The following is a 22,595-nucleotide window of genomic DNA, read 5'->3' as shown; positions in this document are numbered from 1 at the left end:
TATTTCAGTAGTGTTATATTACATATATGGAATATAACAAGGAGACAAACAATGAACCGTCTTTCCAACGTGGAATTTATGTTGCTGCAAATTATTGCGGAATCCAAACAAGCATCGGGATACCAAATCAATAAGTTAATTGAGCTTAGAGGCTACAGAGAATGGGCGAATATAGGTACTACTTCTATTTACGCCGGCTTGCAGAAACTGAAAGACAAACGACTGATCCGATCCGAAGATTCCGGCCATAAGTCCGGCAAAGGACCTTTGCCGTCTACGTATGTCATGATGGAAGCCGGTATAGAAACATTAAGGAATGAAATCATCATAAGCCTAACTTCCTCGCGGGAACGGGATAACCGCTTCGATCTCGGACTCGCGGCTCTCCCTTTTATAGGGAAAAATGAAGCCATAGAAGCTTTGCGGAAACGGCAGAACTTTCTTGAGGAGACATTGGGGAACATTGGGAAGAAATATGAATCCCAAGGCGGCTATCGATTGCCGTTGCACGTTAAGGCTCTTTTTCTACACCCGATGAGTCTCATCGAGAATGAGAAGACATTTGTCGCAAATCTGATCAGCGAATTAACAGGCGAACTGGAGGGACATGCGCATGATGATTGAAGGTTTTACTCTTTTTCAGGGAGAACACTGCGAGACGACAGCGATGGGCAATCTCCTTCAACATGAAGGCGTTCGATTATCGGAGCCGATGTTATTCGGTATTGGGCAAGGTTTGGGATTCATTTATTGGGATTCGAAGGGAATGGACTTTCCTTTTATTGGGGGAAGGGTGAAGCCTGATGAACTGTCTGCTTGCATTGCATCTCGGCTCAATTTGAACATCAGTGTGCAAGAAACCTCGTCTGTCACAAAAGCGTGGCAGAACGTGCAAAGCTGCATAGACCGGGGGATTCCTGTAGGCCTTAAATTGGATTCTTATTATTTAGATTACTTTACGAACAAAATACACTTTGCAGCCCACTATGCGGTGATATATGGCATGGATGACGAATTCGCCTATATGGCAGACACAAGCCAACAAGGCGGACTCGTGACAACGCGATTGTCGAATTTGACCTTGGCAAGAAACGCAAAGGGGCCCATGAGCTCCAGAAATCGCTCTTTTACGATCGAGCAAACGGATACCCTTCCGACGCTTGTACCCGCCATACGATTAGCGCTTATCAACAATGCTCATGCCTATTTGAATCCGCCTATCCGCAATATGGGGAATAAAGGAATCAAAAAAATGAGCGGTGAAATCCTGAATTGGCCTTCTAGAAGCAAGGATTTAGAGAAAGATCTGTGTTTGACTGCTTTATTGATGGAACGAGCGGGGACCGGCGGCGCTTTATTTCGAAACCTTTATAGAGATTTTCTAAAAGAGTGCGTGGATTTGTTCGGTGATTCTAAATTAGAGCAGGCATACTTTCTGTTTACGGAAATCGCGCCGATGTGGAGCGGTGTTTCGGCGTCAATTGACAATGCGGGAAAAACCGGAAATCAACAGGAGCTAAGACGTGCATCCGAGCTCTTAGTCGACATTGCGGAGAGAGAACGATTGGCCATGGAGTATTTATTGACAATTTAACTTTATAATTGGATTCGCAACCCAACTCAGCGTTGCAGCCCCCATCCGTCCACTCCCTAAGAGTCGAGAAACCTTTGATTGGTAACCGACGGCTGATGAGGCGTGTCGGATGCCGGAACAGCGGACTGTCTTTGTAAGTCTAAAGGTCGGAATACCGGATTGCTGTTCTGCAGAACTGGCGGATGGCCTTCCGGGCGAACGCGTAACGCAGAAACCGTTTCCGAGACTCCCTCTTGTGTAGTGAATCGCTTGTCCAGTAGCTCCAGCAGTTGCTGAATGAACTGTTCGGGGGAATACTTGTAACTTGACCCAAGCAACATGAACCGGATGATCGAACCGTCTAACAAGCCAACCGATAAGATCAATCCTTCCCCTTTTTTGCCATGGCCTATAAGGCCTAGACGGTCGATGTCGCTCAATCGGATCTCTGTTCGTTCGCCTTCATCCGGTGTTGACATGCGGATGGCAATCAGACGGTCAGGCGTCAATAGGAGTATTTTTGCCCCGCCGCTAGCGGAGACCCAGCTCTGAAAATCTTTGTACATACCGATTACGATTTCGTCCGGCCGAATAATTCCAAGATCCTCCAATTCGAACAGCGCTGCATCGTCCACTGGAGTATGGAGTTTGATTCGGGGTTTGATGACGTATTGAATCAGAGCGATACCGCCAATGGCAGATCCAATGGCATATCCAATGGCATATCTTAGGGTATGCCTACTAAAGTCTCCAAACCATAAGCTACCGATGATAAGAAGAAGGATAAAGACTTGACCAACGGTCAAGACACGGTTTTTCCGGCTGCCCGTGAGACGATAAAACCAGAAGCCTTTGCCAGGACGATAAGGCGGCAGGGCAGTTAATTGGCGATGTAACATGGATAGTCCAGCAATACAAGCGACCGTCGCGCCTCCTGATACAAGCGCCATGTACCAATCGCCTAACATGATGGCTGCCAGGGTGACGAGCCCGCAAAGGATTAACCCCACCCTATGATCGCTTTTTTCTTCCAAACCTGCTGTGTGAACTGCTCTGACATCTCCGACACTCCCTGCATGTAAAAATCCTAAGGTAAGATCGAATCAGCACCTAAGTCACGTCTTCTGCAGTCTCTTTCTGAAGATCGTCTAAATTATCGTAATACGTATATAACTCTAATATTAGTTTCATATTTGATTTTTCAGATTCCGAAACGACATGATCTCTATGTCCCTCGCTTCCGTCAAACCTCATTTTTACTGACTTCCCATTTGCAACCTTCTGCATCTGATTTATCAAGTCATTATTTGAAAAGCTGTGCTGAGTCACCCATTCCGCAATTCCGCCATATTGAACCTGAGATTGTCTATCCCCATACGCAATCTCCCAATTAAAAAGCTCGCCATCCACATTAAAAATAATTTTATCTGTAAAAACCCAGTTATCCTGCTCAAATCCCGCGATTACAGTGAATGCGGCAGAACCATCCACAATTCTAATTCGAGATTCGATATTAATTCGACTACTAATATTCACGTACATTGCGCTATAGCCCTTAGGAACAATAGTGGTAAGCTTGGTCATATCGTCAAACTTAGAGGTCACTTGCGCCAAAAGCTCCTTTTTTCTTTTCTCCTTGCGTATTTTCTCTTCCTCAATTGCCTTTTTCTTTAACGCCTCAACTTCAGTTATTTTTTGGGTTAATTCCGAGTCATCGGGAAAATACTTTTTAGTAAGCTCCAGGATATTAATAGCTTCATCGTATTGTTTACTGCTAACGTGGCGGTTTGCCTGATTTTTATTATCTTCGTATAAAGCTTGAAGGTAAGCATCTTGTTTCGTTTTGATCGTAGTATCGTTCGGGTAGAATTCATCCAGGCTCTTGGTTTCATTGTATGCTTCCTCATATTTCTTCTCGGCAAACAGACGCTCAGAATTGCCTAGAACGTAATCAAACATTTCTTTGATGCTCAATTGTATTTTTTCTGCCGATGCAGAGTAATTCTCGGTATCTTCGGAGATGACTTCTTTATATTTAATAATTGCGTTACCGAAGTCCTTGTTATCCCTCAGTTTATTCGCATTTTCATAGGCATCCTTTGACTTCTTAAATTTATCCAGACGTTGTTGATTATCTTTTAAAGCATTTTTTAACGACTCAAAGGGCTTTAATTCTTGGATGAGATTATTGGCTGCATGATAGTCAATTGCATTATCGATATACTTATCGACTCGGATTTCGACCTCGGAAATCAATTTTCCATTGATTTTCTTAATCGCTTGTTTGCTGCTACTATCCGACTCTTCAAGGAGAATGTCTTCATACACTTGATAAGCTTCTTCAAGCTTTTCGGCATTAACCAGAGTTAATACGGAATTCACCTTGTGATTTACTTTGTACACGTTCTGATAATAAAAATAGGCTCCGGCACCTAATAACAAAACGATTGTTGCTAACAATGAAAGTAATGATTTTTTCTTAATGGGATATCCAACCCTTCTACATTATTCTTCCAAACCCGTACTCAAAAGTAATTCTAGTTACTTATTACTGAGCCTTTAAGACTATATAAATTACACTATTCGCCAATTTTTACTCTTTTCCTCTTTGTATGGAATAAGTCTTCAATATAACTGTCGTGACCGCTGTTCTTCTAGCAGCGCGTTATTGTGGAGCACGACTTATTATTTTTTGTTGAGAGCTTCACCAAAAAATTAAATAAATCTCATAAACGTTACAGCTGCGATCATTTTCGGATACTTTGAAAAAAGAAGGTTGTCGAGGGGAGTCCGATATGAATCTAGAACAGAAGATGAAGAAGCGGATTGGCAAGCCTATTTTCATTGTGATCTGTGCTCTGCTCTTGTTGGCAACAATGCCGCTTACCGCAATTGCCGCGCAGGAGAAGTCGATTGCAGCGGAAAATGTGACGATCAAGTTGAACGGGAAAGCCGTACGGTTAACTGATCCTGTTAGAGTGATGGCGGGTAGACTATATCTGCCTGTTGCGCAATTATCTAAGATGTTCGGGGCACAAGTCGATTGGGATCAGAACAATGAAGAAACAACGATAAATACCGAGTACGGAGATCGCATTGTACTAGGCAACGGCGTGCCGGTCGTCTACTTTAATGGCGCACGTTATGTTATGGATGCATTTCCATTCCAAGCAGAAGGACGGATGTATATTCCGTTACGTGATGCCGCGGAGCTGTTGCATGCGAAGGTAAGCTGGAACGAGGAGGAGCAGACTGCTTGGCTCGAAACGGTTCCGCAGGCCGTTGTGACGGAGCAATTAGGTCTGACTGAGATCAGCAAGCAGGCTGGCAGCAGTGATGTTAAGTTGTTAAGCAATGGTATCGAAAATAAGGATATCATCGAGACGGAAGCGAAGCCTCTTGTAGTGATCCCGTCCATTTTTGACCATGAGGCGAAGCCTTTCACTGAAAAAGATCGGCTGTTGCTAGCCAAGATTACGCAGGTCGAGGCTGGGGATGAGTCCTATGAAAGCCAGCTAGCGGTAGCGAATGTCATTCTTAACCGGGTGAAGGACTCGCGGTTTCCGAAGACGATCCGGGATGTGATCTATTCCGGAAAGCAGTTTCCGCCCGCGCATAACGGGTTATTGGATAGAAGCGTGCCGAAAGCAACTGCGCTGCGCGCCGCCAAGGACGCATTGAACGGCAAGAACAATGTAGAGGATGCCGTCTATTTTTACAATCCTAGGGTATCCAAAGGTGCGTTCTGGTCCAGTCTTACGGTGATCGATACGGTCGGTTCTCATCGCTTTGCGAAGTAAGAGCGGGTGCCATGTCAGGGAGTGAGCACGATGGGAAGATGGGGAAGTTGGAAGGCGGGAACGGTTGGGTTTCTGTATGGTGCCGTATTTTTCTCAGGAATCACTTACGCGGCGATCGGGACGATTAAAGTTGATTTTCGCGATATTCGCTATTATTTTGACGGAGTAAATAAGCAGCCTTCAAAGGACGTTCAGGGATTTACCTATAAAAAAACGACCTATGTACCGCTTCGGTTCGTATCCGAGTCGTTGGGAAAGCCAGTAGAATGGGTTAATTCGACCAGCTCAGTCTATGTGGGCAGCAAACCAAAACCGACAGCTCCATCAACTCTGCAAGTATTCCCGAGGGATAATCCTTGGAATACGGATATTTCCGGTTATCCGGTCCATGCGAACTCGAAGAAGTTCATCACCTCGATCGGTGCTAACATTGGGGTACACGCCGATTTCGGCACGGATTGGGAAGGTGCTCCAATAGGAATTCCGTACACGATCGTAAGCGGTGATCAAGCTAAAGTGAAGGTTACGTTTACGGACTACGGCGATGAAAGCGATCCGGGGCCCTATCCGATCCGGCGACCGTCATGTCATCGTTGTCGATAAGGACAATCAGTTGCTGTACGAGCTATACAGTGCACGTCCGTCGGGCCAAGGCTGGACAGCTTCAAGTGGAGCCAAGTGGGATTTGAAGTCCAATGCGCAGCGACCGAAGAACTGGACCTCTGCGGATGCTGCGGGATTGCCGATTTTCCCCGGGCTGGTCCGTTATGAGGAAGCGTCAGCAGGAGAGATCAACCATGCTCTGAGGTTTACGGTAAGCAAGACGCAACAAGGATTTGTTTCCCCAGCGAGTCACTATGCCTCTAGCAGTACCGACCCCAATCTCCCGCCAATGGGACTGAGATTGCGGTTGCGTCAAGATTACGATATCTCCGGGTTCTCGCTTACGAACCAAGCGATCCTCCGCGCATTGAAGAAATATGGAATGATAGTTGCCGATAACGGTAGCAATCTATACCTAAGCGGCGCGCCAAACCCTCGCTGGGACGACGATGATTTACATAACCTAGGAAAGATTAAAGGTAGCGACTTCGAAGTCGTGGATACGGGTAAAATCGACAAGTGAACGCAAATTAGACGCTAGTATACGCTGCACCATGCAAGAAAGGCGTCCGCCATGGACGCCTTTCTTGCGTAGCTACCGGTCTGTAAGGCCTATTTCTGTTTTAGACGGCAACGCACCGTATTGGAATCAAGGCGGGGGAAGATTAGCACTGGCACGGCGATCTAGTGTTATAATCACGCTAGACTGACGGAATTAGAAGGGTGATAGCGATGAGCGTAATTCGTTTGGAGAACGTCACTAAGAAATAGGAAGAGTCCCTGATCTTTCGCGATATCTATTTTCGCGTGAGCCAAGGAGAGCGTATCGGCCTTATTGGACGGAACGGTGCAGGTAAGTCGACGGTTTTCAAACTGATCATGGGTAAAGAAGAGCCTACGTTCGGAAAAGTGGAAATAGATCCTCGGGTTAGGGTAGAGTACTTCTCTCAATTCTCGGAAATGCGCGGAAGTCTGTCCGTTCAGCAAGAGCTGGAAATGTGCTTCGAGCAGGTTGCTATTATCGAACGGGAGCTGCAGGAAGTTGGGGGAAAGCTAGGTTTGGTCACCGATGACGGCGAAATGGACGGACTGTTGAGGAGGCAGGCGGAGCTATTCGAACAAATGGAGCATTTGGATGGTTGGAACGTATCCGTCGAGATTAACACGGTTCTTACGAAGCTGGGGTTCGACGAGAGGTCGCGCAATCAGCCTATCGATGAATTGTCCGGAGGTTGGAGAAACCGTGCCGCGCTCGCCAAGATGCTAATCGAGCTGCCCGATGTCGTCTTGCTCGACGAACCTACGAATTACTTGGATATGGAAGGTATAGCGTGGTTGGAGCAGTGGTTATATCGGTTCAACGGCGCCATGATTCTGGTGTCGCATGATCGGCAATTTATCGATAAAGTGGTCACGCGAACGATCGAGATCGAGAACTATCATTTTCAGGAATACGAAGGGAATTACACCGACTACATCCGCAAAAAGAAGATGCGCAAGAAGGAGTTGGACCGCCAGTTCGAGTGGGAGGAAGAGCTTCTCCTCATGGAGTCGGAAGCAATCGACAGCCGCGCGAGCAGAAAATCTTCCAAGGATCGGCTTTCCCGACAACTGGCGGATAACAAGAAGCGGATAGAGCCGCACCCCGTAAACGTTCTAATTACCGATATTTACGAGAGGCTGCGTTTTCCGGACAAGCTATGCGAAGTGAAGCAAATCGGGCAGACCTACGACGATCGGCCGATCTTTCAGAACGTCAGCTTCGATATTCAGAAGGAAGATCGCTTAGTCATCGTGGGCCCTAACGGAAGCGGGAAGTCCACGCTCATTAAGGTGCTTACGGGACAGGAGAAGCCCGAATCCGGTGAGGTGATCTGGGAGAAGGGTGTCAGCTATGCGTACTTCAACCGGATGTGGGAGGAGCTAAATCCTAAGGATACCGTTAGCCACTCGGTGAATACTTATGGATTGGGACTGGACGCTCCGCGGAAAAAGGTGAACAAGTTTCTATCCATGCTGCAATTCTCGGAGATGGATCTAAGCAAGGTCATCGGCAACCTATCCGGCGGGCAGATGGCCCGGGTCGCGCTAGCGAAATGCCTTCTCTCAGGTGCCGCAGTCATCCTATTGGATGAGCCGACCAATCATCTGGATCTAACGAGCATTCAGGTCATGGAGCAGGCGTTGATCCATTTTCCCGGCGCCGTCGTTACGGTAAGCCATGATCGGTTCTTTATTGACAAAATCGGGACGAAAATGCTGAACTTCGACCCGGTACTGGGAATAAGCGAGCAGAATCTGTAGGGGAGGAATATCTTTAAGCAATTGTTTTGTCTGCAACGCATATGTTAAAATGGCAATAGAAAGACCGAGTGCGACAACACTCGGCCTATACAATTGGCTTGGATGGGGTGCCCCTTCAAGTTAATGACGGACGTAAACCCACCTTCGGCGGAGAACCTTGGGGTGGGTTTTTACTTTCTCTTGTTGTTATTTCCGATGTAAGTTAGAAGAGCAACGATAAATGTGCTGAAAAGAATCATGATTGTAATCGCATCCTCAACTTTCATGGCTTCACCTCCTTTCGAAGGGAAACCATGCCCACCCAAGGTATTCAATTGTACGATCCTAGCTTACCTTTTATCCTGAATGAGATCGAGCGTTCTCGTTTTTGTCCGATATTCTCGTCTTTTTTACTTCATCCTTAAGAAAAGGGCATCCTGATTTGTGCGAGTCAACAATCGCATGACGAGAAAGATGGTTCAGCAGGAAATCAACACAAAGCCGATTACAAAGCGATGACCACATTCCCCTTTTTGCGTCCTGTTTCAACGTACCTGTGAGCCTCGGTAACCTGTTCCAAAGGATAGCGTCTGTCGATGACCGACTTTATGTTCCCCGCCTCAAAAAGGTCTTTGAGGAAGGCTAGATTTTCCTTATTTTGCTGCAAGCCAGCAGCCGTAAAAATGGCTTTTTTGCCGCCCATCTTTGAAGTCCATAACATTTGAAACATAATTCCCAGTGTAGGGACAGTTGAGAGATAAGCCCCTCTTTGCTTTAAGGAGTCTTTACAACGTGAAAATGAACTTTTGCCTACCGCGTCGAAGATAACGTCATAGGTCTGACCGCCCTTGGTAAAGTCCTCTTTGGTATAATCAATTACCTTGTCGGCCCCCAAAGATTTCACCAATTCTAAATTCGTGGTACCGCATACTCCGGTAACTTCCGCTCCATAGTACTTGGCAAGCTGTACGGCATAAGCACCTACCGATCCAGAAGCGCCATTGATGAGCACTTTTTGTCCGCTCCGAATATTCGCCTTATCTCTAAGGAACGTCAAAGCGGTTGGTGCTCCATCACAGAAGCCGGCCGCATCTTCATAGGTCGCATTGGCCGGTTTTATGAACACCGCTTTATTTTCGGGCAGACACATGTACTCGGCAAGAGTACCAAAGCTATGTGGACTCATACCAAAAACCTGGTCACCCTTCTTAAATAACTTCACATCTTTGCCTACTTCTTCAATTTCCCCGGCAAACTCGACGCCTAATATCGTATATTTGGGTCTTCTGAGACCATAAAGAAATCTGATCATAAAGGGGTCCGCCTTTCGAAAGGCACAGTCCGATGGTGTTACTACTGTCGCATAGATTCTTATCCGTACTTCATTGTCCTTGGGAGTCGGTTTTTCAACCTCTTGGAGTTGAAGAACATCCGGTGTTCCGTATTTTGCGCATACGATCGCTTTTATAAGAATTCCTCCTTATTTTCGATAAAGAATACTTCTTCCAACGGCGAGTTAAAGACGAGAGCAATGCGAAAAGCCAATTCCAGCGAAGGGGAGTATTTTCCTTGTTCGAGGGCTACGATGGTTTGTCTTGTCACGCCCGCTTTATCAGCCAATTGTTGTTGGGTCATTTCATCATGGTTAAAACGTAGTTTCCGAATGTTATTGCTAATAAGAAATTTGCCCATCTTAGACTCCTTTCCGATAGAGGTAGAGCTGCGTAATCACTCCAACCATTTCTGACACAAACCCTGAGAAAATAAGGATGATGAACATCATATAAGGTGGCAAATCGATGACCAGCGATCCCATCGCTAGAACAAAGCCAATGATAAACACATAATGGGAATTCCTTGTGGCTTTCAATTCAATGATCTTGTCTAGTTCATCAGCAAATGAAGGTTCCTTTTCATTTGTAGATATTCTATAGATGATGTTGAATACAATATAAATGATGATTTTGGCTACAATCGACACCGGGATTAAGATTAAAATGACGGACGCCCAAAAGCTGAAGGTTTCTGTCGAATTTAAGGTCGCTTCGGGGTACCTTTCAAACACATATAAACAATAAAATACAAAAACCAGTAAGGTACCGATTAAAGAAACGATATTCTTCTTTTCTTGATAGGACATCTTTTACTCCTCCTATAAGTTAACCTTTACATTGAAGTAAAGTATTGTGTACATAATGTAATATAAATCATACATGTTGTCAATTATATATTACACTAAATGGCGTAATGATATCTTACCTGAGTTGCACATGCTAAAATGGCATTAGAAAGACCGACTGCTACTAACACTCGCCCTATACAATTGGCTTGGCTTGGATGGGATGTCACACTTCTAAGTTACAGGAACGCGAAAACTCACCTTTGGCAGCTAACCTTGGGGTGGGTTTTTACTTTCTCGATTTCAAATATTTTGAATGCCCCCGTATCTATGAGCTGATTATCTTCGTTATGATAGATGATAAGAAAAAAGTAATATGGAGGATTGTTCCATGACAAAGATAGTTAGTAAAGTCAGTGGTATCTTTATTCCGGTTACAGATATGCGGAGATCGGCAGAATGGTACATACGGGTATTCGAGCTTGAGATTATTGAACAATCTGAAGGTTGCACAGGGCTCGCATTTCCGGGGGAGGCAACCATCCTGAATTTATGGAAGGTAGACCGTCCTCAGCCGACACAGTTCGAAGCGGCCGGGGGCCGTAAAATCCCCTATTATAATTTCGAGTCTTTCGATATCGAATTATCTCATGCCTTTCTTAAGGAAAAAGGTGTAGAGGTCATTCCCATTGTGAATGACAATGGCGGGGTGCGTTACTTTGAATGTCTCGACCTGGATGGCAATTTAATCGGGATTGTCGAAGAATTGCCGAGCTCTATTTACTACCCGCACAAACAGAAGTATCGACGGGATTGACATCAATGGCAACGTCATTTGATGAGGAGTTTGATAAGCAAACGGTGCCGTACAGACCGGAGTTACTTCGGTATTGCAGGAAACTGACGGGATCAGAGTGGGATAGCGAGGATTTGTTTCAAGAGGTTATGTTAAAAGCTTTTCGGAGGTTTCAACGTTGGCCGGAGCGGGAACTAAGCAAACCGTATTTGTATCGTATTGCGGCGAATGCTTGGTTCGATATCTGTCGTCGGAGGAAAATAACATTTTTGCCAGAGTTGCTGTTAGACCAGAGCAAACTGGCATACTCCGAATGGAGCCGGTATGACGTTCGTGAATCTCTCGAATATCTCATGGATACGTTGGAGCCGAGACAAACGGTATTGATTCTGTTGACGGATGTTTTCGGGTTCTCTCCCACGGAAACGGGAAATGCGCTCGGTCTGCCCGTGTCCGCGATTAAAGCCGTGCTTCATCGGGCTCGGGCAAGGTTGAAGAAGGTGGCTGATAGACAGCTTCACAGGTTAGAAGAAGAAAATCGGACTGGGAAGCTGACCGAATCAAATCCAAAGGCGAATACCAAACTTTTCGAGTCTTTCGTGAAGGCGTTCCGGGAAGCGGATACAGAATCCATGTTCCGTTCCTATCGGGATTTATCGGTATATGGGGTGACAGTAGATCAAGTACTTCTCGTTCGAGAGCATGCTTGGTTTTATTTTAAGGACCCGGATGGCAACATCCTTATGATGTCGTCGCCTTTTAAGAGGGGCGGCAAGCCTTTCACTGCGGAACAAGAGTAAGAGAGAAGTGCCTATGGGAGGGATTCGCTTTCGCTTCAACCCACCGACTCTTCAAAAAAGCCTCCTAAGCTGTGGCGAAAGAAATTGGGGTGAAATAATCTGATTGCAGAGAGACAGGTAAATGAAACATTTCCTGCCGGAATACAATCATTCCTTAAGGGGGCAACCGTCTCCGTCATTAAGAATAAGGTTAGATCTTCTGTGTTTAGCATAGAAAATCGGAATTACAGTATTTTTCTAAAAGTGACTCCCAAAGGACAGATGCAGTCAGAAGCACAAATGACCGACTATCTATCAAAACACGGGGTTTGTCCGAATGTATTGATTTATACATCAGACGAATCAAGAGATTATCTTATTACGAACAGGATTATGGGTACGGATGCTGCGAGTGACGAGTACCTTGCGCAACCGAGTCGTTTAACGGATGTGTTTGCTAACTGTCTATCGAGCTTTCACCGAATCGAATATGTAGGCTGCTCTAGGGTAAATGGTTTATCGGAAATGATTATTCGGGCGGAAGGAAACTATAAGGAAGGAAAGGCTGAAAAGGGCATTCTTCGATATTTGGGGTATACAAGCGTGGATGCTGCATACAAAGATATGGTTTGTTTATACGGAAATGTTTGCGAAGATAAGGTAATAGTCCATGGGGACTACTGCTTACCAAACATGATCGTACATGATTTTGAAAATAGAGGGCTTATTGATGTGGGTTATAGTGGCGTGGGTGATCGTCATTATGATATATTCTGGGGCCTTTGGTCGCTTGAGTATAATCTAAAAAGTGATAAATATGCAGATCGTTTTATTCAAGCTTACGGAGGACAAAATGTCGATCAAGAACGGCTTCGACTTTGCGGGTTGCTATCTGTTTTTAACGGTTATAGAGGGCAAGATTTTTATGAATAAATTTGTTCCTCCCAAACAACAATTGTGAATTGTTAAGTAATTGTTTTACCTGCAATGCATATGCTAAAATGGCATTAGAAAGACCGAGTGCTGCAAACACTCGGCCTATACAATTGGCTTGGATGGGATGCCCCTTCAAGTTAAGCGACAAAAACCCACCTTCGGCGGCTAACCTTGGGGTGGGTTTTTACTTTCTCTTGTTGTTATTTCCGATGTAAGTAAGAAGAGCAACGATAAATGAGCTGAAAAGAATCATGATTGTAATCGCGTCCTCAACTTTCATGGCTTGGAGGATAATCTAAGCAACTGACGAATGACTAATTAAGGAATGTCATTTTGGTGATGGAGCGATAAAACGGATGCTGAAAATTCTGCAAGCTAAAAGTATTTTAATCCTGCCGTTGGTTATATCAATAATGTTAATGTCTTTGACTTCGGTATCCGCTGCGACAAAGCCGATCGTGAAGCCGATACGCGTTTACGTTCAGGACAAAGAAATCCGGCCGGCCGCCGCTCCTGTCATTCAAGGTGGAAGAGTGTACGTCGAGTTTCGCAGCGTCGTCCAGGCATTGGGTTATAAGTTCAAGTACGACACCGTCAAAAAGGTCATCACAGCCGATTCGGAAGACGCCTCATTTAAGATTGATCTGAAGACGGGTGCGACGTACGTAAACGGAATGAGATTTTTGTACGATCCGAAAGCGCCGATGATCATTGCTTCGGGAGCCAATACATTAGTCTTAAACCATTTGTTTCATGCAACTAGTTATTTAAATGCGGATTATTATTCGGATAAGAAGATACTTAAAGTATATGAGGATCCGTGGGGAAAGCCGAAGAAAGCGGATCTAAGGGCCATCCGTGCTGTTATTGACACGCACTATCAAACGGCCGGCGGCGTTTCGTCGATAACGGGCTTCGAATTGCGATCGTGGGGAACGTACGCAACAGTGTCGGCGGACGTGACAATTCGGAAAAGCGGGGACGAGCTGCTGGATCGCATCGAACATGCGACGATTGAAATGGAACGCGGAAATGGCAATCGCTGGACAATCCACGACATTCAATCCGAAACAGAATATCTCGATTTCAAATCCCTTTTGCAAAAGGAAGCGGTTGTGCCTGAGACCGATAAGTCAGCCATCGTTGCCCTGATGGAGGCTAGTGTAAAGGCGCTGAACGAAGAAAATGCCAAAGAGCTAGTCGCGATCCTAAATCCCGATGCGCCGCTTGGTGTCGGCATTTCGAGCAGGGGCGAGTTGGAGCTCGTTTATCAATACAAATTTCTCAATCAAGATTTCGAATACGCAACGGAAAAAGCGGCAGTTGTTTCTTATGAGCCGAATAAAGCGACCATTTATGTAGTACGTACGATTAGAGACAAGAAGAACAGCGAGCAGCCCCATTTTCGGAGCTATATGCTCTTGTCGTTAGTCAAAGCTTCCGACGGCAAGTGGTATTTGAACCCCGATAGTGACGTCATGCTCGATTATGAGACCCTTTAAAAAGGCAAAGCGATCTTTCAGCTCTCAACTTTCAACAAAACAATGAGGAGTATGTCCTTAAGCAATTGTTTTACCTGCAACGCATATGCTAAAATAACATTAGAAAGACCGAGTGCTGGTAACACTCGGCCTATACAATTGGCTTGGATGGGATGCCCCTTCAAGTTAAGCGACAAAAACCCACCTTCGGCAGTCAACCTTGGGGTGGGTTTTTACTTTCTCCTGTTGTTATTCCCGATGTAAGTAAGAAGAGCAACGATAAATGAGCTGAAAAGAATCATGATTGTAATCGCGTCCTCAACTTTCATGGCCTCACCTCCTTTCGAAGGGAAACCATGCCCACCCAAAGTATTCAATTGTACTTTTTTATCTTACCTTTATCCGGAATACGATTAAGCGTTCGTGAAAGAGCCGCTTAGGATGCAGGTTTAAGGGCTGTGATAGGTTGCCGGGAGGCAGGCTGTTGCGGTCCTTTTTGGTTTTCCGATCAACAGGTTGCAATTTTATTTAATTTGACAGTTACTATCATTTTATATAGACTCTCATTATGCGAAATAACGCAGCGGGAGGTTTCGACTTTGAAACGAACGAACAACAAAGCTCTTATTGTAATTGGACTGATTATCGGAATTATTTTCTCTGAGCTCGATGAAACGGTCGTCAGTACCGCCATGCCCACTATTATTCGCGATTTGAACGGATTGTCGCTGTATGGTTGGGTTGCCGGGATTTACATGCTGACGATGACGTCATTCATGCCGATTCTGGGTAAGTTGGCGGATCTGTATGGACGCAAGCGAATTTATATCCTCAGCATGAGCTTGTTCATTGCGGGATCGATTATTAGCGGATTCGCGACCTCGATGCCTGTGCTGCTCTTGGGACGCGGCATTCAGGGAATCGGTGCGGGAGGCCTCTTGCCGCTTGCCATGGTTATTTTTGGTGATACTTTTACCGTTGAGGAGCGAGCCAAGACACAAGGGATTTTTGGCGCCGTCATGTTTATTCCGCAACTGCTCGGCCCACTAATCGGAGGGTACTTGACGCAGCATATTTCGTGGCACTGGATTTTCTGGGTCAATATCCCGGTCGGAATCGTTGCGGCCATCGTACTTTCGGCCGGTTTAACCGAGTCCAAAGGCAACAAGGAGGCTAGTATCGACTGGGCAGGCGCTTTCCTGCTCGTCGGATCGATCGTGTCCCTGCTGATTACTCCGGTTCTTCACGAAACCGAAGGTTATGCATGGGGTTCGCCAACGATCGCGGGCTTGTGGGCGCTCGGTGCGGTGCTGCTCGGAATATTCGTGTTCGTCGAGTTCAAGGCGAAAGAGCCGATTTTGCCTCTGCACCTCTTTAAGAATCGCACGTTCGTTGTATTGTCGTTAATCGTATTTACGCTGGTGATAGGTATCATGGGATCCTTCGCCTCATTCCCGTTCTTCGCCCAAAATGTGCTCGGCCTGACGCCCATCGCATCCGGCTACCTCACCTTGCCGCTTATGGTCGGAGCGATTCTCTCCAGCGTAGTGTCCGGACGGTTGATGACCAAGGTGCCTTACCGGACCATCTTCCTCGTGTCGATGGCGTTACCGGCCATTGGATTCCTTTTGATGACCGGCCTCGGTATGAATACCCGAATAATCGAAATCTGCGGTTATTTCGTCATTCTGGGCCTCGGCTTTGGCGTCCTGTTTAACAACAACCTGATCGTTCAAGAATCGGTGGCCAAGGAAAACAGCGGCGTCGCCCTCACGTCGGTCACTTTGTTCCAGTCGTTCGGATTGACGATCGGAGTCAGCGTCTTCGGCAGCTTGCTCGCGGCCCATATTACTTCCGGAATCGGCAAACTGACCAGCACATTGCCTGCGGGCAGCGTCGACAGCATCAGCACTGCCGCTCAGGGCGGAATTCCCAAAGGTCTCGATGCGAAGCTGGTCGAACAGATTAAAGCCGTCTTCTCGGACGCTTTCCAGCATCTCTACTGGGTTTCATTCGTCTTCGCTCTTGTCGTCATCCTTATTTGCTTGTTCTTGAAAAGAGAAGTACTGTCCGTCTCATCTACCAAGGAGACAGAGGAAGCGAGCCTGGAAGGCTGAGTATCGAATAGAAATAAATCGCAGATGAGGTGATGCAGCCATGCCCCCAGACGAACCGGAATCGCCGAAGATCGGACTTCGCGAGAAGAAGAAACGGAAGACCCGCATGACGCTGCAGCAGCAGGCGCTGAGGTTGTTTCGCGAACAGGGCTATCATGCGACTACGATTGAGCAGATCGCGGAGGCGAGCGAAATTTCCCCAAGCACGTTTTTCCGCTATTTCTCGACTAAGGAAGCGTTGGTGCTCGAGGACGAGTATGATCCAGTCCTAATTCGTGCGTTTCAGGGGCAGCCTCCCGACCTGAATCCGATCCAAGCGCTGCGGGCGGCAGTGAGTTCGGGCTTTGCTATGTTTTCCCAGGAGGAGAAGGACGCCCTACGCGAACGCACGGATTTAATGTTATCCGTTCCGGAGCTGCGCGCCGCCTCTTTGATTCAGATGAACGACTCGCTGCTGCTGATCGCCGAGATTGTGGCGGATCGTCTCGAACGCCCCAGGGACGACTTCGAAGTACTCACATTCGCCGGTGCCGTGTTAGGTGTGATGATGTCCGTGCAGCTTTATTGCTCGAGCAATCCGGAGGCCGACTTCGTCGCGACGATCGATGAGGCTCTGGCCCAATTGGAAGCGGGATTTCCATTTGTGCGGCACGGTTCGGTTCTCTGAAGAAATACGTTCATTCGTTCATATTCAGTTCATAATGGTGCTATATATTGTTCTCTATCTCAGATCCATGTTTAGTCCATTATGGAAAGAAGGTTATTACTTATGTCAGCACAAACAGTCCAGTCATCATCGACGAACCAACCTTTCTCGATGAAGACCATTATTGCCCCTTTATTGGCCGTTATCGTCGGTATGATTATGGTCATTCTGGATAGCACCGTTGTTAACGTGGCGTTATCCAAATTTCAAGAAGAGTTCGGCAGCACCCTGAACACTATCCAATGGACGTTCACGGGTTACACGCTTGCCTTATCCGCAGTTATCCCGCTAGCGGGATGGATGACCGATAAATTCGGCTCCAAACGGATATTCATGATCACGATCGCTCTATTTACGCTGGGATCCGCCCTATGCGCAACGGCCCAGACGATCGATCAGCTCATTATTTACCGTGTCATCCAAGGTCTGGGCGGGGGTATGGTCATGCCGATCGGGATGGCTATGATCTTCCGCCTTGCTCCGCCGGAGCGCCGGGGTTCCATAATGGGAATGCTGGGCATTCCGATGCTGATGGCGCCTGCGCTTGGTCCCGTGCTTTCGGGCTGGCTGATCGAGAACGCGACCTGGCATTGGATCTTCCTGATCAACGTTCCGATCGGGATCGCTGCTCTTCTCGTAGGTGCGAAATACTTGCCGATCATTGCTCAAGGCAAGGCTCCCGCTCTTGATATTCTCGGAATGATCCTTGCTCCGATCGCATTCTCCAGCATCGCCTACGGCGTAAGCGAAGGAGGCAGGAACAGTTGGTCAGCCGATCAGACGATCATTGCGCTTGCCGTCGGCGGATTGGCACTGCTTATATTCATCATCGTGGAGCTTCGCCATCGCCAGCCGCTCCTGGAGCTGCGCGTTTTCCGTTCCTCCGATTTCACGCGGGGAATACTGCTTACCTGGATCGTGCAAATCGCCTTGTTCGGCGCTATGATTCTCGTACCTGTTTACTTACAGAATGTCATGCAGTACTCGGCATTCGAGACGGGGATGATCATGCTGCCCCAAGCGATTGGTTCGATGATATTCATGCCGATAGGCGGGAAATTGTTCGACAAAATCGGAGCTCGCCCGTTGGCTATCGTAGGAATGCTGTCCGTCTCGGGCGCATTGTACCTATTGTCCGGGGCACAGCTCGATACGCCGCTGAGCCAAATTCTTATTCCTCTATTCATGGTCGGCTCGGGAATGGGGCTTTCCATGATGTCGCTGAATACGCACGTTCTGAATGCCGCGCCTCGTCATCTCGTGAGCCGCGTTACTCCGCTGACGACGGCTGCGCAGCAAGTCGTGACCTCGTTCGCGGTAGCTGGCTTGACGGGGTATCTTACAACACGCACCGGAGATCATATGGCTCAACTTGGGGCAAACGGGAATCCGCTCGAAGCTATGGTATCCGCCTTCGACGATACTTTCCTCTTGTCCATGGGATTGGCGTTTGCCGGCTTCGCGCTCGCTTTCTTGCTTCGCAAGCCTAAGGTTGAGTCCTCAAGCGGATTAAGCTCCGTTGCTGACAAACCGGATCCGTCCGCGATGATGGGCCACTGATAGTATCACTTTTAATCTTTTAATAACAACAATATCAACGGACAAGAACCCACCTTAAACGACTGAAGGTGGGTTTTGCTTTCTCAAAATGTTATTCCCGATGTATGTTAGAAGAGCAACGATAAATGTGTCGATAGTAAAAAGGAAATGAATTACTCTAGTCGAATTTTTAGGGAATGACACTATATGTCAGGGTAGCCCCGTTACACTCGTTAAAGATCAATTTCTTTTAGTGAAGGGGATATGGACATGGCGGTAAAACGATTAGATGGCATTACATACAAACATAAAAATTGGATCACACAGCTTGACTGCCTTTACGAATGCAGCGCCTATTTGGGTGTTCCGATGAGCCGGGAGTGGCTCTACGGAGGAACAGGGTTCGCTTTTCTGATCAATATGGAAGACCAGGGTCAGCCGGGAGGCTTCCAATCATTTAATACAGAGATGATTCGAAATCTCGCCAACAATCTCGGTATTACCGTAGAAGGCGTTATCTCCTTGCAGACGGACAGCGATTTTGCTGAGAAGCAGCTTGCCGCGTGGGAGACTGCAAAACGCGCAATCGACAACGGTTATCCGTGTTACGGGTATTCTCTAGGTATCCCCGAATATTATATCGTGGACGGTTACGACGATGAAGGATATCTCTTTCAAGGAATCGGAACGGACGAATGGGAATGGCAGGTCAGTCCGGCGGCTACCAGATTGCTCGAGAGTGGCATCGCGAATGAAGAGGTCCGGCAGCTGGCCAAAAAGCTCGGGGTCGAGTTATCGGCGAAAGTAACCGTCGGTACGAATGGTGGCCCCTTTGAGATTATGGATGATTATGGAAATTCAATTACGGTGGCGGGCAAAGCCCATCTGCGTTGGGATCGGCTGGCGACTACACATATTGGTCTGCTTGAGATGTTCTGGGTTGAGCCGGGGTTGGTATCAGACGACAGGGTAACCGTGAGAGAGGCGCTTCGCTTTGCCTTGGAATTCTCGCATAGTCCCCGCAAGTGGGTATTCGACCGGTATAAGGCGGGTCTCGAAGGGTATGACAATTTTATTCACACATTCCTTCATACTGAGACGGACGGATTCGGACTGTCCATCAATGCGGAGGCATGGGCGGAATGCCGGTCGATGGCCGGACCGTTCCTGCGAGAGGCGGCGGACAGGATTGGAGGCGCTGAAGCTGGGTTCTTGCGGCAGAGCGCGGAGTTGTATGATGGTATATTCGAACAGTTGCGGAGTGTCAGGGAGCTGTACCCGTTCCATGGACGGAAGCCGGAATACATGAAGAATCGCTCGCGCATCGCGCAGGCGGTCAGGCATCTGGAACAAGCGAAGGAGTTGGAACGCAAAGGATTGCAGTCTCTGGAGCGGATTGCCGATTCATTATCATAATATGTCATAAGTGGGGGAGGGAATTATAAGTGAGCAATACGCACCGCATTTCCTGGATCGACACGCAAATCCGTGGCGGCCGTTATCCGAATGCAGTCACCATTGCTGAGAGGTTCTCGATCTCACCGAGGCAGGCATCGCGCGATCTGGAATATTTGCGGGACACCATGTGCGCGCCGCTTGCGTATAGTCATGAACGCAAAGGTTACTTTTACGATGGTCGGTCGTTCGCGGTGGCGAACCTCTTCATGACTGAGGAGCAGCGGAAGACACTAGCCTACTTAGCAGAGCAATATAAACGGATGGAGTACGGGCACGCCACCCACCTGGCGAGGCTGTTCAGCCGCCTCGTTGGGGACGGCGTGGACGAGGAGCCTTCTGCAGCGATTCCGATTTTTCCGGTAGAACCGGCCATTCTCTCGCGGTTTGACGTGCTGAGTGATGCAATTAGAGAACACCGCAAAGTCCGGATCCGTTACGGCATCAGTCGTGACGATACGGTGGAGGTATTACTCTCTCCGTATAAAATCTATGTGTATCGAAAAGAAAACTATGTGGCGGGCTACTGCGAGCCGGAAAGAGAGATCCGGATATTCCGGCTTGCTGAGTTGTGGGATACGATACCTTCCGAACAGGTTTACGATCTGGCTCCACTGCTCGGGAGGGCGGAAATTGTCCCGTATTTAACGGACGAGGTAAACATAGCGATTATTCGCTTCAACGTATCACCCTACGGCAAAATGCTTGGTTTACGGACTGAGGAGACGATGCCAGGCACCTATCGTGTCGAATATCTTGATAAAGATCATCTAATCGCCAAGTTGTTCGCGTGCCCATCGGGTTTCGAGATTGTATCACCTCGGTGGTTGCACAATTTGGTGGTTAACAGGGTGAGACGGATGGTTGGCCAGTAATTGATGGGCGAGGGGGAAAGACGGATATTGGGGTTGTGTCAGGTTGCAAGTGACCTGTTGCAGCCCTTTTTTGTTTTTAATGAGCCCGATTGCAACTTTCATTAATCTAGATATGACTCAATCGACACTGTTGAGAATACCGCAAAAATAATTACTATATTCATTCCTGCAATCTTCCTATACAATCAAATCAGAATATTTCATGTTAAGATTCATAACATCCTTTTAATTCGCAAAGGGGTAAGTCATGGTTAATCTTTCAGACAGCAAGTCGAACACGCAGGGTACTCCGAAAGGAAAGCTCCTCGCCTATTACCAGCCGATCATCGCTCTGGAGACGCGCAGCATTGTCGGATACGAAGCGCTCGGCAGACAATTCGTTGATGGGAACGTTCGCAGCTTAGGACCCTTCTTCTCGGATTCCAGCATCTCTGTTGAAGAGCATGTTCGAATAGACCGCCTGCTGCGTGAGCAAGCGATTAATAAGATGAGCAAGCTGCCGGATCCTCCCACGCTCTTTATCAATTTGAAGCCTTCATGGATCTATCAACATTATAAGAGCACCGGCGAGCTCCATACGCTGCAGCTTCTGGATAAGCATGGTATGGATCCAAGCAAAATATGTATCGAAATTACGGAGGAAGAATTCAATGGCTCCATGTCGGAGCTTAACGAAATCATTAACCTCTACCGGGCTCAAGGCTGCCGAATCGCCATAGACGATATTGGGACAGGTTTCAGCAACTTCGACCGTATCGCCCAAATTCAGCCCAATCTATTGAAAATCGATATTCATTTGATGAAAAAAAGCGCTCACCATAGTGGTTACTTGGGGGTTCTTCGGTCGTTCTCCACTTTAGCGGAACAGATCGGCGCCTCGCTTCTGGTCGAGGGCGTAGAGACAAGTCAAGATCTGAAGCGCGCCATTCAAATCGGAGCAAGATACGTCCAGGGCTATTTATTCGCTCCGGCGGAGCCGGAACTCCGGCTTAAAGATGCTTTCACCCCTCTTATCGAAGCGGAGCTGGACGAGCACCGGAGGAATCTGCGGGCGACCAAGCAGCATTGGGAGGAACTGGGGAAACGCCTCGTGGATACGATACAAGCCTCGGAGATTGGAAACCTTTTGGAGGCAGCCCCGGATTCTGAGACCGAAGAAACGGTATTCGACGTTGACTCTGAGCAAGCCGACCATGCGATCGGGCAACTGTTGCCGACCTTGAATGAGTCATGCATGCGCGTATACTTATGTCGAAACGACGGTATTCAGTTATCGGCAAACCATATTAGGGATTCTGGGGATACTTGGCGGATGGAGCTGGAATATCGAAACGCGGATTGGAGTTGGAGGCCTTATTTTATCCCCCATCTCTCCCATGAGAATTCGCGCGTTGAAGCAAAGGTATCGACCTTATATGCTGACCTGGATACGCATGCGTGGATTAGAACTTTCTCTATTCCCATTGGCAAGGAACTGATTCTTCTGCTCGATGTTGCGGACAGCAATGAAAGCAATGAATAATTATTAGCTCG

At 47.4% G+C, this 22,595-nt stretch carries 24 protein-coding genes; 16 read left to right on the top strand and 8 right to left on the bottom strand.

The window, feature by feature from the left end:
* The first annotated feature begins 51 nt into the window (after nt 1-51).
* Both K7P76_RS12360 and K7P76_RS12355 read left to right on the top strand, forming a co-directional pair.
* Entirely contained in the window at nt 52-624 is a 573-nt protein-coding gene (locus K7P76_RS12360) for a helix-turn-helix transcriptional regulator (protein ID WP_232185597.1), read from the top strand.
* Nucleotides 608-1,594 (top strand): BtrH N-terminal domain-containing protein, encoded by a 987-nt coding sequence (locus K7P76_RS12355; protein WP_232185596.1) that lies wholly within the window; start codon nt 608-610, stop codon nt 1,592-1,594. Before K7P76_RS12360 ends, K7P76_RS12355 begins: the two co-directional genes overlap by 17 nt.
* Nucleotides 1,595-1,650: 56 nt before the next feature.
* Here the strand turns inward: K7P76_RS12355 and K7P76_RS12350 are convergent, their stop codons facing one another.
* Both K7P76_RS12350 and K7P76_RS12345 read right to left on the bottom strand, forming a co-directional pair.
* Complete coding sequence (locus tag K7P76_RS12350) at nt 1,651-2,523, bottom strand: hypothetical protein (RefSeq protein WP_232185595.1); 873 nt, start codon at nt 2,521-2,523, stop codon at nt 1,651-1,653.
* Between the two features lie 160 nt (nt 2,524-2,683).
* Complete coding sequence (locus K7P76_RS12345; protein ID WP_232185594.1) at nt 2,684-3,955, bottom strand: hypothetical protein; 1,272 nt, start codon at nt 3,953-3,955, stop codon at nt 2,684-2,686.
* Between the two features lie 413 nt (nt 3,956-4,368).
* Between K7P76_RS12345 and K7P76_RS12340 the strand changes: the two genes are divergently transcribed.
* From K7P76_RS12340 to K7P76_RS12325, 4 genes are all read left to right on the top strand, one after another.
* Nucleotides 4,369-5,373 carry a stalk domain-containing protein gene (locus K7P76_RS12340; protein WP_232185593.1) on the top strand — a complete coding sequence of 335 codons (1,005 nt, stop codon included), beginning with the start codon at nt 4,369-4,371 and terminating at the stop codon, nt 5,371-5,373.
* Nucleotides 5,374-5,403: 30 nt separating this feature from the next.
* Nucleotides 5,404-5,976: a stalk domain-containing protein gene (locus K7P76_RS12335; RefSeq protein WP_232185592.1), complete on the top strand. Its 573-nt coding sequence runs from the start codon at nt 5,404-5,406 to the stop codon at nt 5,974-5,976.
* Nucleotides 5,918-6,499 (top strand): hypothetical protein, encoded by a 582-nt coding sequence (locus K7P76_RS12330; RefSeq protein ID WP_232185591.1) that lies wholly within the window; start codon nt 5,918-5,920, stop codon nt 6,497-6,499. Before K7P76_RS12335 ends, K7P76_RS12330 begins: the two co-directional genes overlap by 59 nt.
* A 257-nt stretch (nt 6,500-6,756) precedes the next feature.
* Nucleotides 6,757-8,280 carry an ABC-F family ATP-binding cassette domain-containing protein gene (locus K7P76_RS12325; RefSeq protein WP_255678499.1) on the top strand — a complete coding sequence of 508 codons (1,524 nt, stop codon included), beginning with the start codon at nt 6,757-6,759 and terminating at the stop codon, nt 8,278-8,280.
* A 170-nt stretch (nt 8,281-8,450) separates the two neighbouring features.
* Here K7P76_RS12325 and K7P76_RS12320 read toward each other — a convergent pair whose 3' ends face one another.
* The 4 genes from K7P76_RS12320 to K7P76_RS12305 form a co-directional block, all read right to left on the bottom strand.
* On the bottom strand, nt 8,451-8,546 hold the full coding sequence (locus tag K7P76_RS12320) for a putative holin-like toxin (protein WP_232185589.1): 96 nt from the start codon (nt 8,544-8,546) through the stop codon (nt 8,451-8,453).
* 218 nt (nt 8,547-8,764) lie between these two features.
* On the bottom strand, nt 8,765-9,727 hold the full coding sequence (locus K7P76_RS12315; protein ID WP_232185690.1) for an NAD(P)-dependent alcohol dehydrogenase: 963 nt from the start codon (nt 9,725-9,727) through the stop codon (nt 8,765-8,767).
* On the bottom strand, nt 9,724-9,951 hold the full coding sequence (locus K7P76_RS12310) for a helix-turn-helix transcriptional regulator (RefSeq protein WP_232185588.1): 228 nt from the start codon (nt 9,949-9,951) through the stop codon (nt 9,724-9,726). The genes K7P76_RS12315 and K7P76_RS12310 overlap by 4 nt, the downstream gene beginning before the upstream one ends.
* Nucleotide 9,952: 1 nt before the next feature.
* Nucleotides 9,953-10,399, bottom strand: coding sequence for a hypothetical protein (locus K7P76_RS12305; protein WP_232185587.1), 447 nt, complete (start codon nt 10,397-10,399; stop codon nt 9,953-9,955).
* 370 nt (nt 10,400-10,769) lie between these two features.
* Between K7P76_RS12305 and K7P76_RS12300 the strand changes: the two genes are divergently transcribed.
* The 3 genes from K7P76_RS12300 (at nt 10,770) to K7P76_RS12290 (ending at nt 12,886) form a co-directional block, all read left to right on the top strand.
* Nucleotides 10,770-11,195 carry a VOC family protein gene (locus K7P76_RS12300; RefSeq protein WP_232185586.1) on the top strand — a complete coding sequence of 142 codons (426 nt, stop codon included), beginning with the start codon at nt 10,770-10,772 and terminating at the stop codon, nt 11,193-11,195.
* Nucleotides 11,196-11,200: 5 nt separating this feature from the next.
* On the top strand, nt 11,201-11,974 hold the full coding sequence (locus K7P76_RS12295) for an RNA polymerase sigma factor (protein WP_232185585.1): 774 nt from the start codon (nt 11,201-11,203) through the stop codon (nt 11,972-11,974).
* Nucleotides 11,975-12,175: 201 nt separating this feature from the next.
* Nucleotides 12,176-12,886: an aminoglycoside 3'-phosphotransferase gene (locus K7P76_RS12290; protein WP_232185584.1), complete on the top strand. Its 711-nt coding sequence runs from the start codon at nt 12,176-12,178 to the stop codon at nt 12,884-12,886.
* Between the two features lie 187 nt (nt 12,887-13,073).
* On the opposite strand, the gene K7P76_RS12285 is transcribed toward K7P76_RS12290, so the two are convergent.
* A complete protein-coding gene (locus tag K7P76_RS12285) occupies nt 13,074-13,142 on the bottom strand; it encodes a putative holin-like toxin (RefSeq protein ID WP_232185689.1) in 69 nt (22 codons plus the stop codon).
* A 160-nt stretch (nt 13,143-13,302) separates the two neighbouring features.
* On the opposite strand from K7P76_RS12285, the gene K7P76_RS12280 reads away from it, so the two are divergent.
* Complete coding sequence (locus K7P76_RS12280) at nt 13,303-14,391, top strand: stalk domain-containing protein (RefSeq protein ID WP_232185583.1); 1,089 nt, start codon at nt 13,303-13,305, stop codon at nt 14,389-14,391.
* Between the two features lie 212 nt (nt 14,392-14,603).
* Here the strand turns inward: K7P76_RS12280 and K7P76_RS12275 are convergent, their stop codons facing one another.
* Complete coding sequence (locus K7P76_RS12275; protein WP_232185582.1) at nt 14,604-14,699, bottom strand: putative holin-like toxin; 96 nt, start codon at nt 14,697-14,699, stop codon at nt 14,604-14,606.
* 270 nt (nt 14,700-14,969) lie between these two features.
* On the opposite strand from K7P76_RS12275, the gene K7P76_RS12270 reads away from it, so the two are divergent.
* The 6 genes from K7P76_RS12270 (at nt 14,970) to K7P76_RS12245 (ending at nt 22,584) form a co-directional block, all read left to right on the top strand.
* The gene (locus tag K7P76_RS12270) at nt 14,970-16,487 is read left to right on the top strand and encodes an MDR family MFS transporter (protein WP_232185581.1); all 1,518 of its coding nucleotides are present in this window, start codon (nt 14,970-14,972) and stop codon (nt 16,485-16,487) included.
* Between the two features lie 40 nt (nt 16,488-16,527).
* Complete coding sequence (locus K7P76_RS12265; RefSeq protein WP_232185580.1) at nt 16,528-17,154, top strand: acyl-CoA-like ligand-binding transcription factor; 627 nt, start codon at nt 16,528-16,530, stop codon at nt 17,152-17,154.
* Nucleotides 17,155-17,256: 102 nt separating this feature from the next.
* Nucleotides 17,257-18,753: a DHA2 family efflux MFS transporter permease subunit gene (locus tag K7P76_RS12260; RefSeq protein ID WP_232185579.1), complete on the top strand. Its 1,497-nt coding sequence runs from the start codon at nt 17,257-17,259 to the stop codon at nt 18,751-18,753.
* Between the two features lie 249 nt (nt 18,754-19,002).
* Entirely contained in the window at nt 19,003-20,148 is a 1,146-nt protein-coding gene (locus K7P76_RS12255) for a cysteine peptidase family C39 domain-containing protein (protein WP_232185578.1), read from the top strand.
* A 29-nt stretch (nt 20,149-20,177) separates the two neighbouring features.
* On the top strand, nt 20,178-21,062 hold the full coding sequence (locus K7P76_RS12250; RefSeq protein WP_232185577.1) for a helix-turn-helix transcriptional regulator: 885 nt from the start codon (nt 20,178-20,180) through the stop codon (nt 21,060-21,062).
* Nucleotides 21,063-21,309: 247 nt separating this feature from the next.
* A complete protein-coding gene (locus K7P76_RS12245; protein WP_232185576.1) occupies nt 21,310-22,584 on the top strand; it encodes an EAL domain-containing protein in 1,275 nt (424 codons plus the stop codon).
* Nucleotides 22,585-22,595: the final 11 nt, after the last annotated feature.

The organism is Cohnella silvisoli, assembly GCF_021190915.1.
GTDB classification, from domain to species: Bacteria; Bacillota; Bacilli; order Paenibacillales; family Paenibacillaceae; genus Cohnella; species Cohnella silvisoli.
This window is presented reverse-complemented; position numbering and strand designations above follow the sequence as displayed.

Coding starts and splice junctions, on each gene's coding strand:
- K7P76_RS12360 (WP_232185597.1), top strand. CDS start 52: ATGAACCGTCTTTCCAACGTGGAATTTATGTTGCTGCAAATTATTGCG.
- K7P76_RS12355 (WP_232185596.1), top strand. CDS start 608: ATGCGCATGATGATTGAAGGTTTTACTCTTTTTCAGGGAGAACACTGC.
- K7P76_RS12350 (WP_232185595.1), bottom strand. CDS start 2,523: ATGGCGCTTGTATCAGGAGGCGCGACGGTCGCTTGTATTGCTGGACTA.
- K7P76_RS12340 (WP_232185593.1), top strand. CDS start 4,369: ATGAATCTAGAACAGAAGATGAAGAAGCGGATTGGCAAGCCTATTTTC.
- K7P76_RS12335 (WP_232185592.1), top strand. CDS start 5,404: ATGGGAAGATGGGGAAGTTGGAAGGCGGGAACGGTTGGGTTTCTGTAT.
- K7P76_RS12330 (WP_232185591.1), top strand. CDS start 5,918: ATGAAAGCGATCCGGGGCCCTATCCGATCCGGCGACCGTCATGTCATC.
- K7P76_RS12320 (WP_232185589.1), bottom strand. CDS start 8,546: ATGAAAGTTGAGGATGCGATTACAATCATGATTCTTTTCAGCACATTT.
- K7P76_RS12310 (WP_232185588.1), bottom strand. CDS start 9,951: ATGGGCAAATTTCTTATTAGCAATAACATTCGGAAACTACGTTTTAAC.
- K7P76_RS12305 (WP_232185587.1), bottom strand. CDS start 10,399: ATGTCCTATCAAGAAAAGAAGAATATCGTTTCTTTAATCGGTACCTTA.
- K7P76_RS12300 (WP_232185586.1), top strand. CDS start 10,770: ATGACAAAGATAGTTAGTAAAGTCAGTGGTATCTTTATTCCGGTTACA.
- K7P76_RS12295 (WP_232185585.1), top strand. CDS start 11,201: ATGGCAACGTCATTTGATGAGGAGTTTGATAAGCAAACGGTGCCGTAC.
- K7P76_RS12280 (WP_232185583.1), top strand. CDS start 13,303: ATGTTAATGTCTTTGACTTCGGTATCCGCTGCGACAAAGCCGATCGTG.
- K7P76_RS12275 (WP_232185582.1), bottom strand. CDS start 14,699: ATGAAAGTTGAGGACGCGATTACAATCATGATTCTTTTCAGCTCATTT.
- K7P76_RS12265 (WP_232185580.1), top strand. CDS start 16,528: ATGCCCCCAGACGAACCGGAATCGCCGAAGATCGGACTTCGCGAGAAG.
- K7P76_RS12260 (WP_232185579.1), top strand. CDS start 17,257: ATGTCAGCACAAACAGTCCAGTCATCATCGACGAACCAACCTTTCTCG.
- K7P76_RS12255 (WP_232185578.1), top strand. CDS start 19,003: ATGGCGGTAAAACGATTAGATGGCATTACATACAAACATAAAAATTGG.
- K7P76_RS12245 (WP_232185576.1), top strand. CDS start 21,310: ATGGTTAATCTTTCAGACAGCAAGTCGAACACGCAGGGTACTCCGAAA.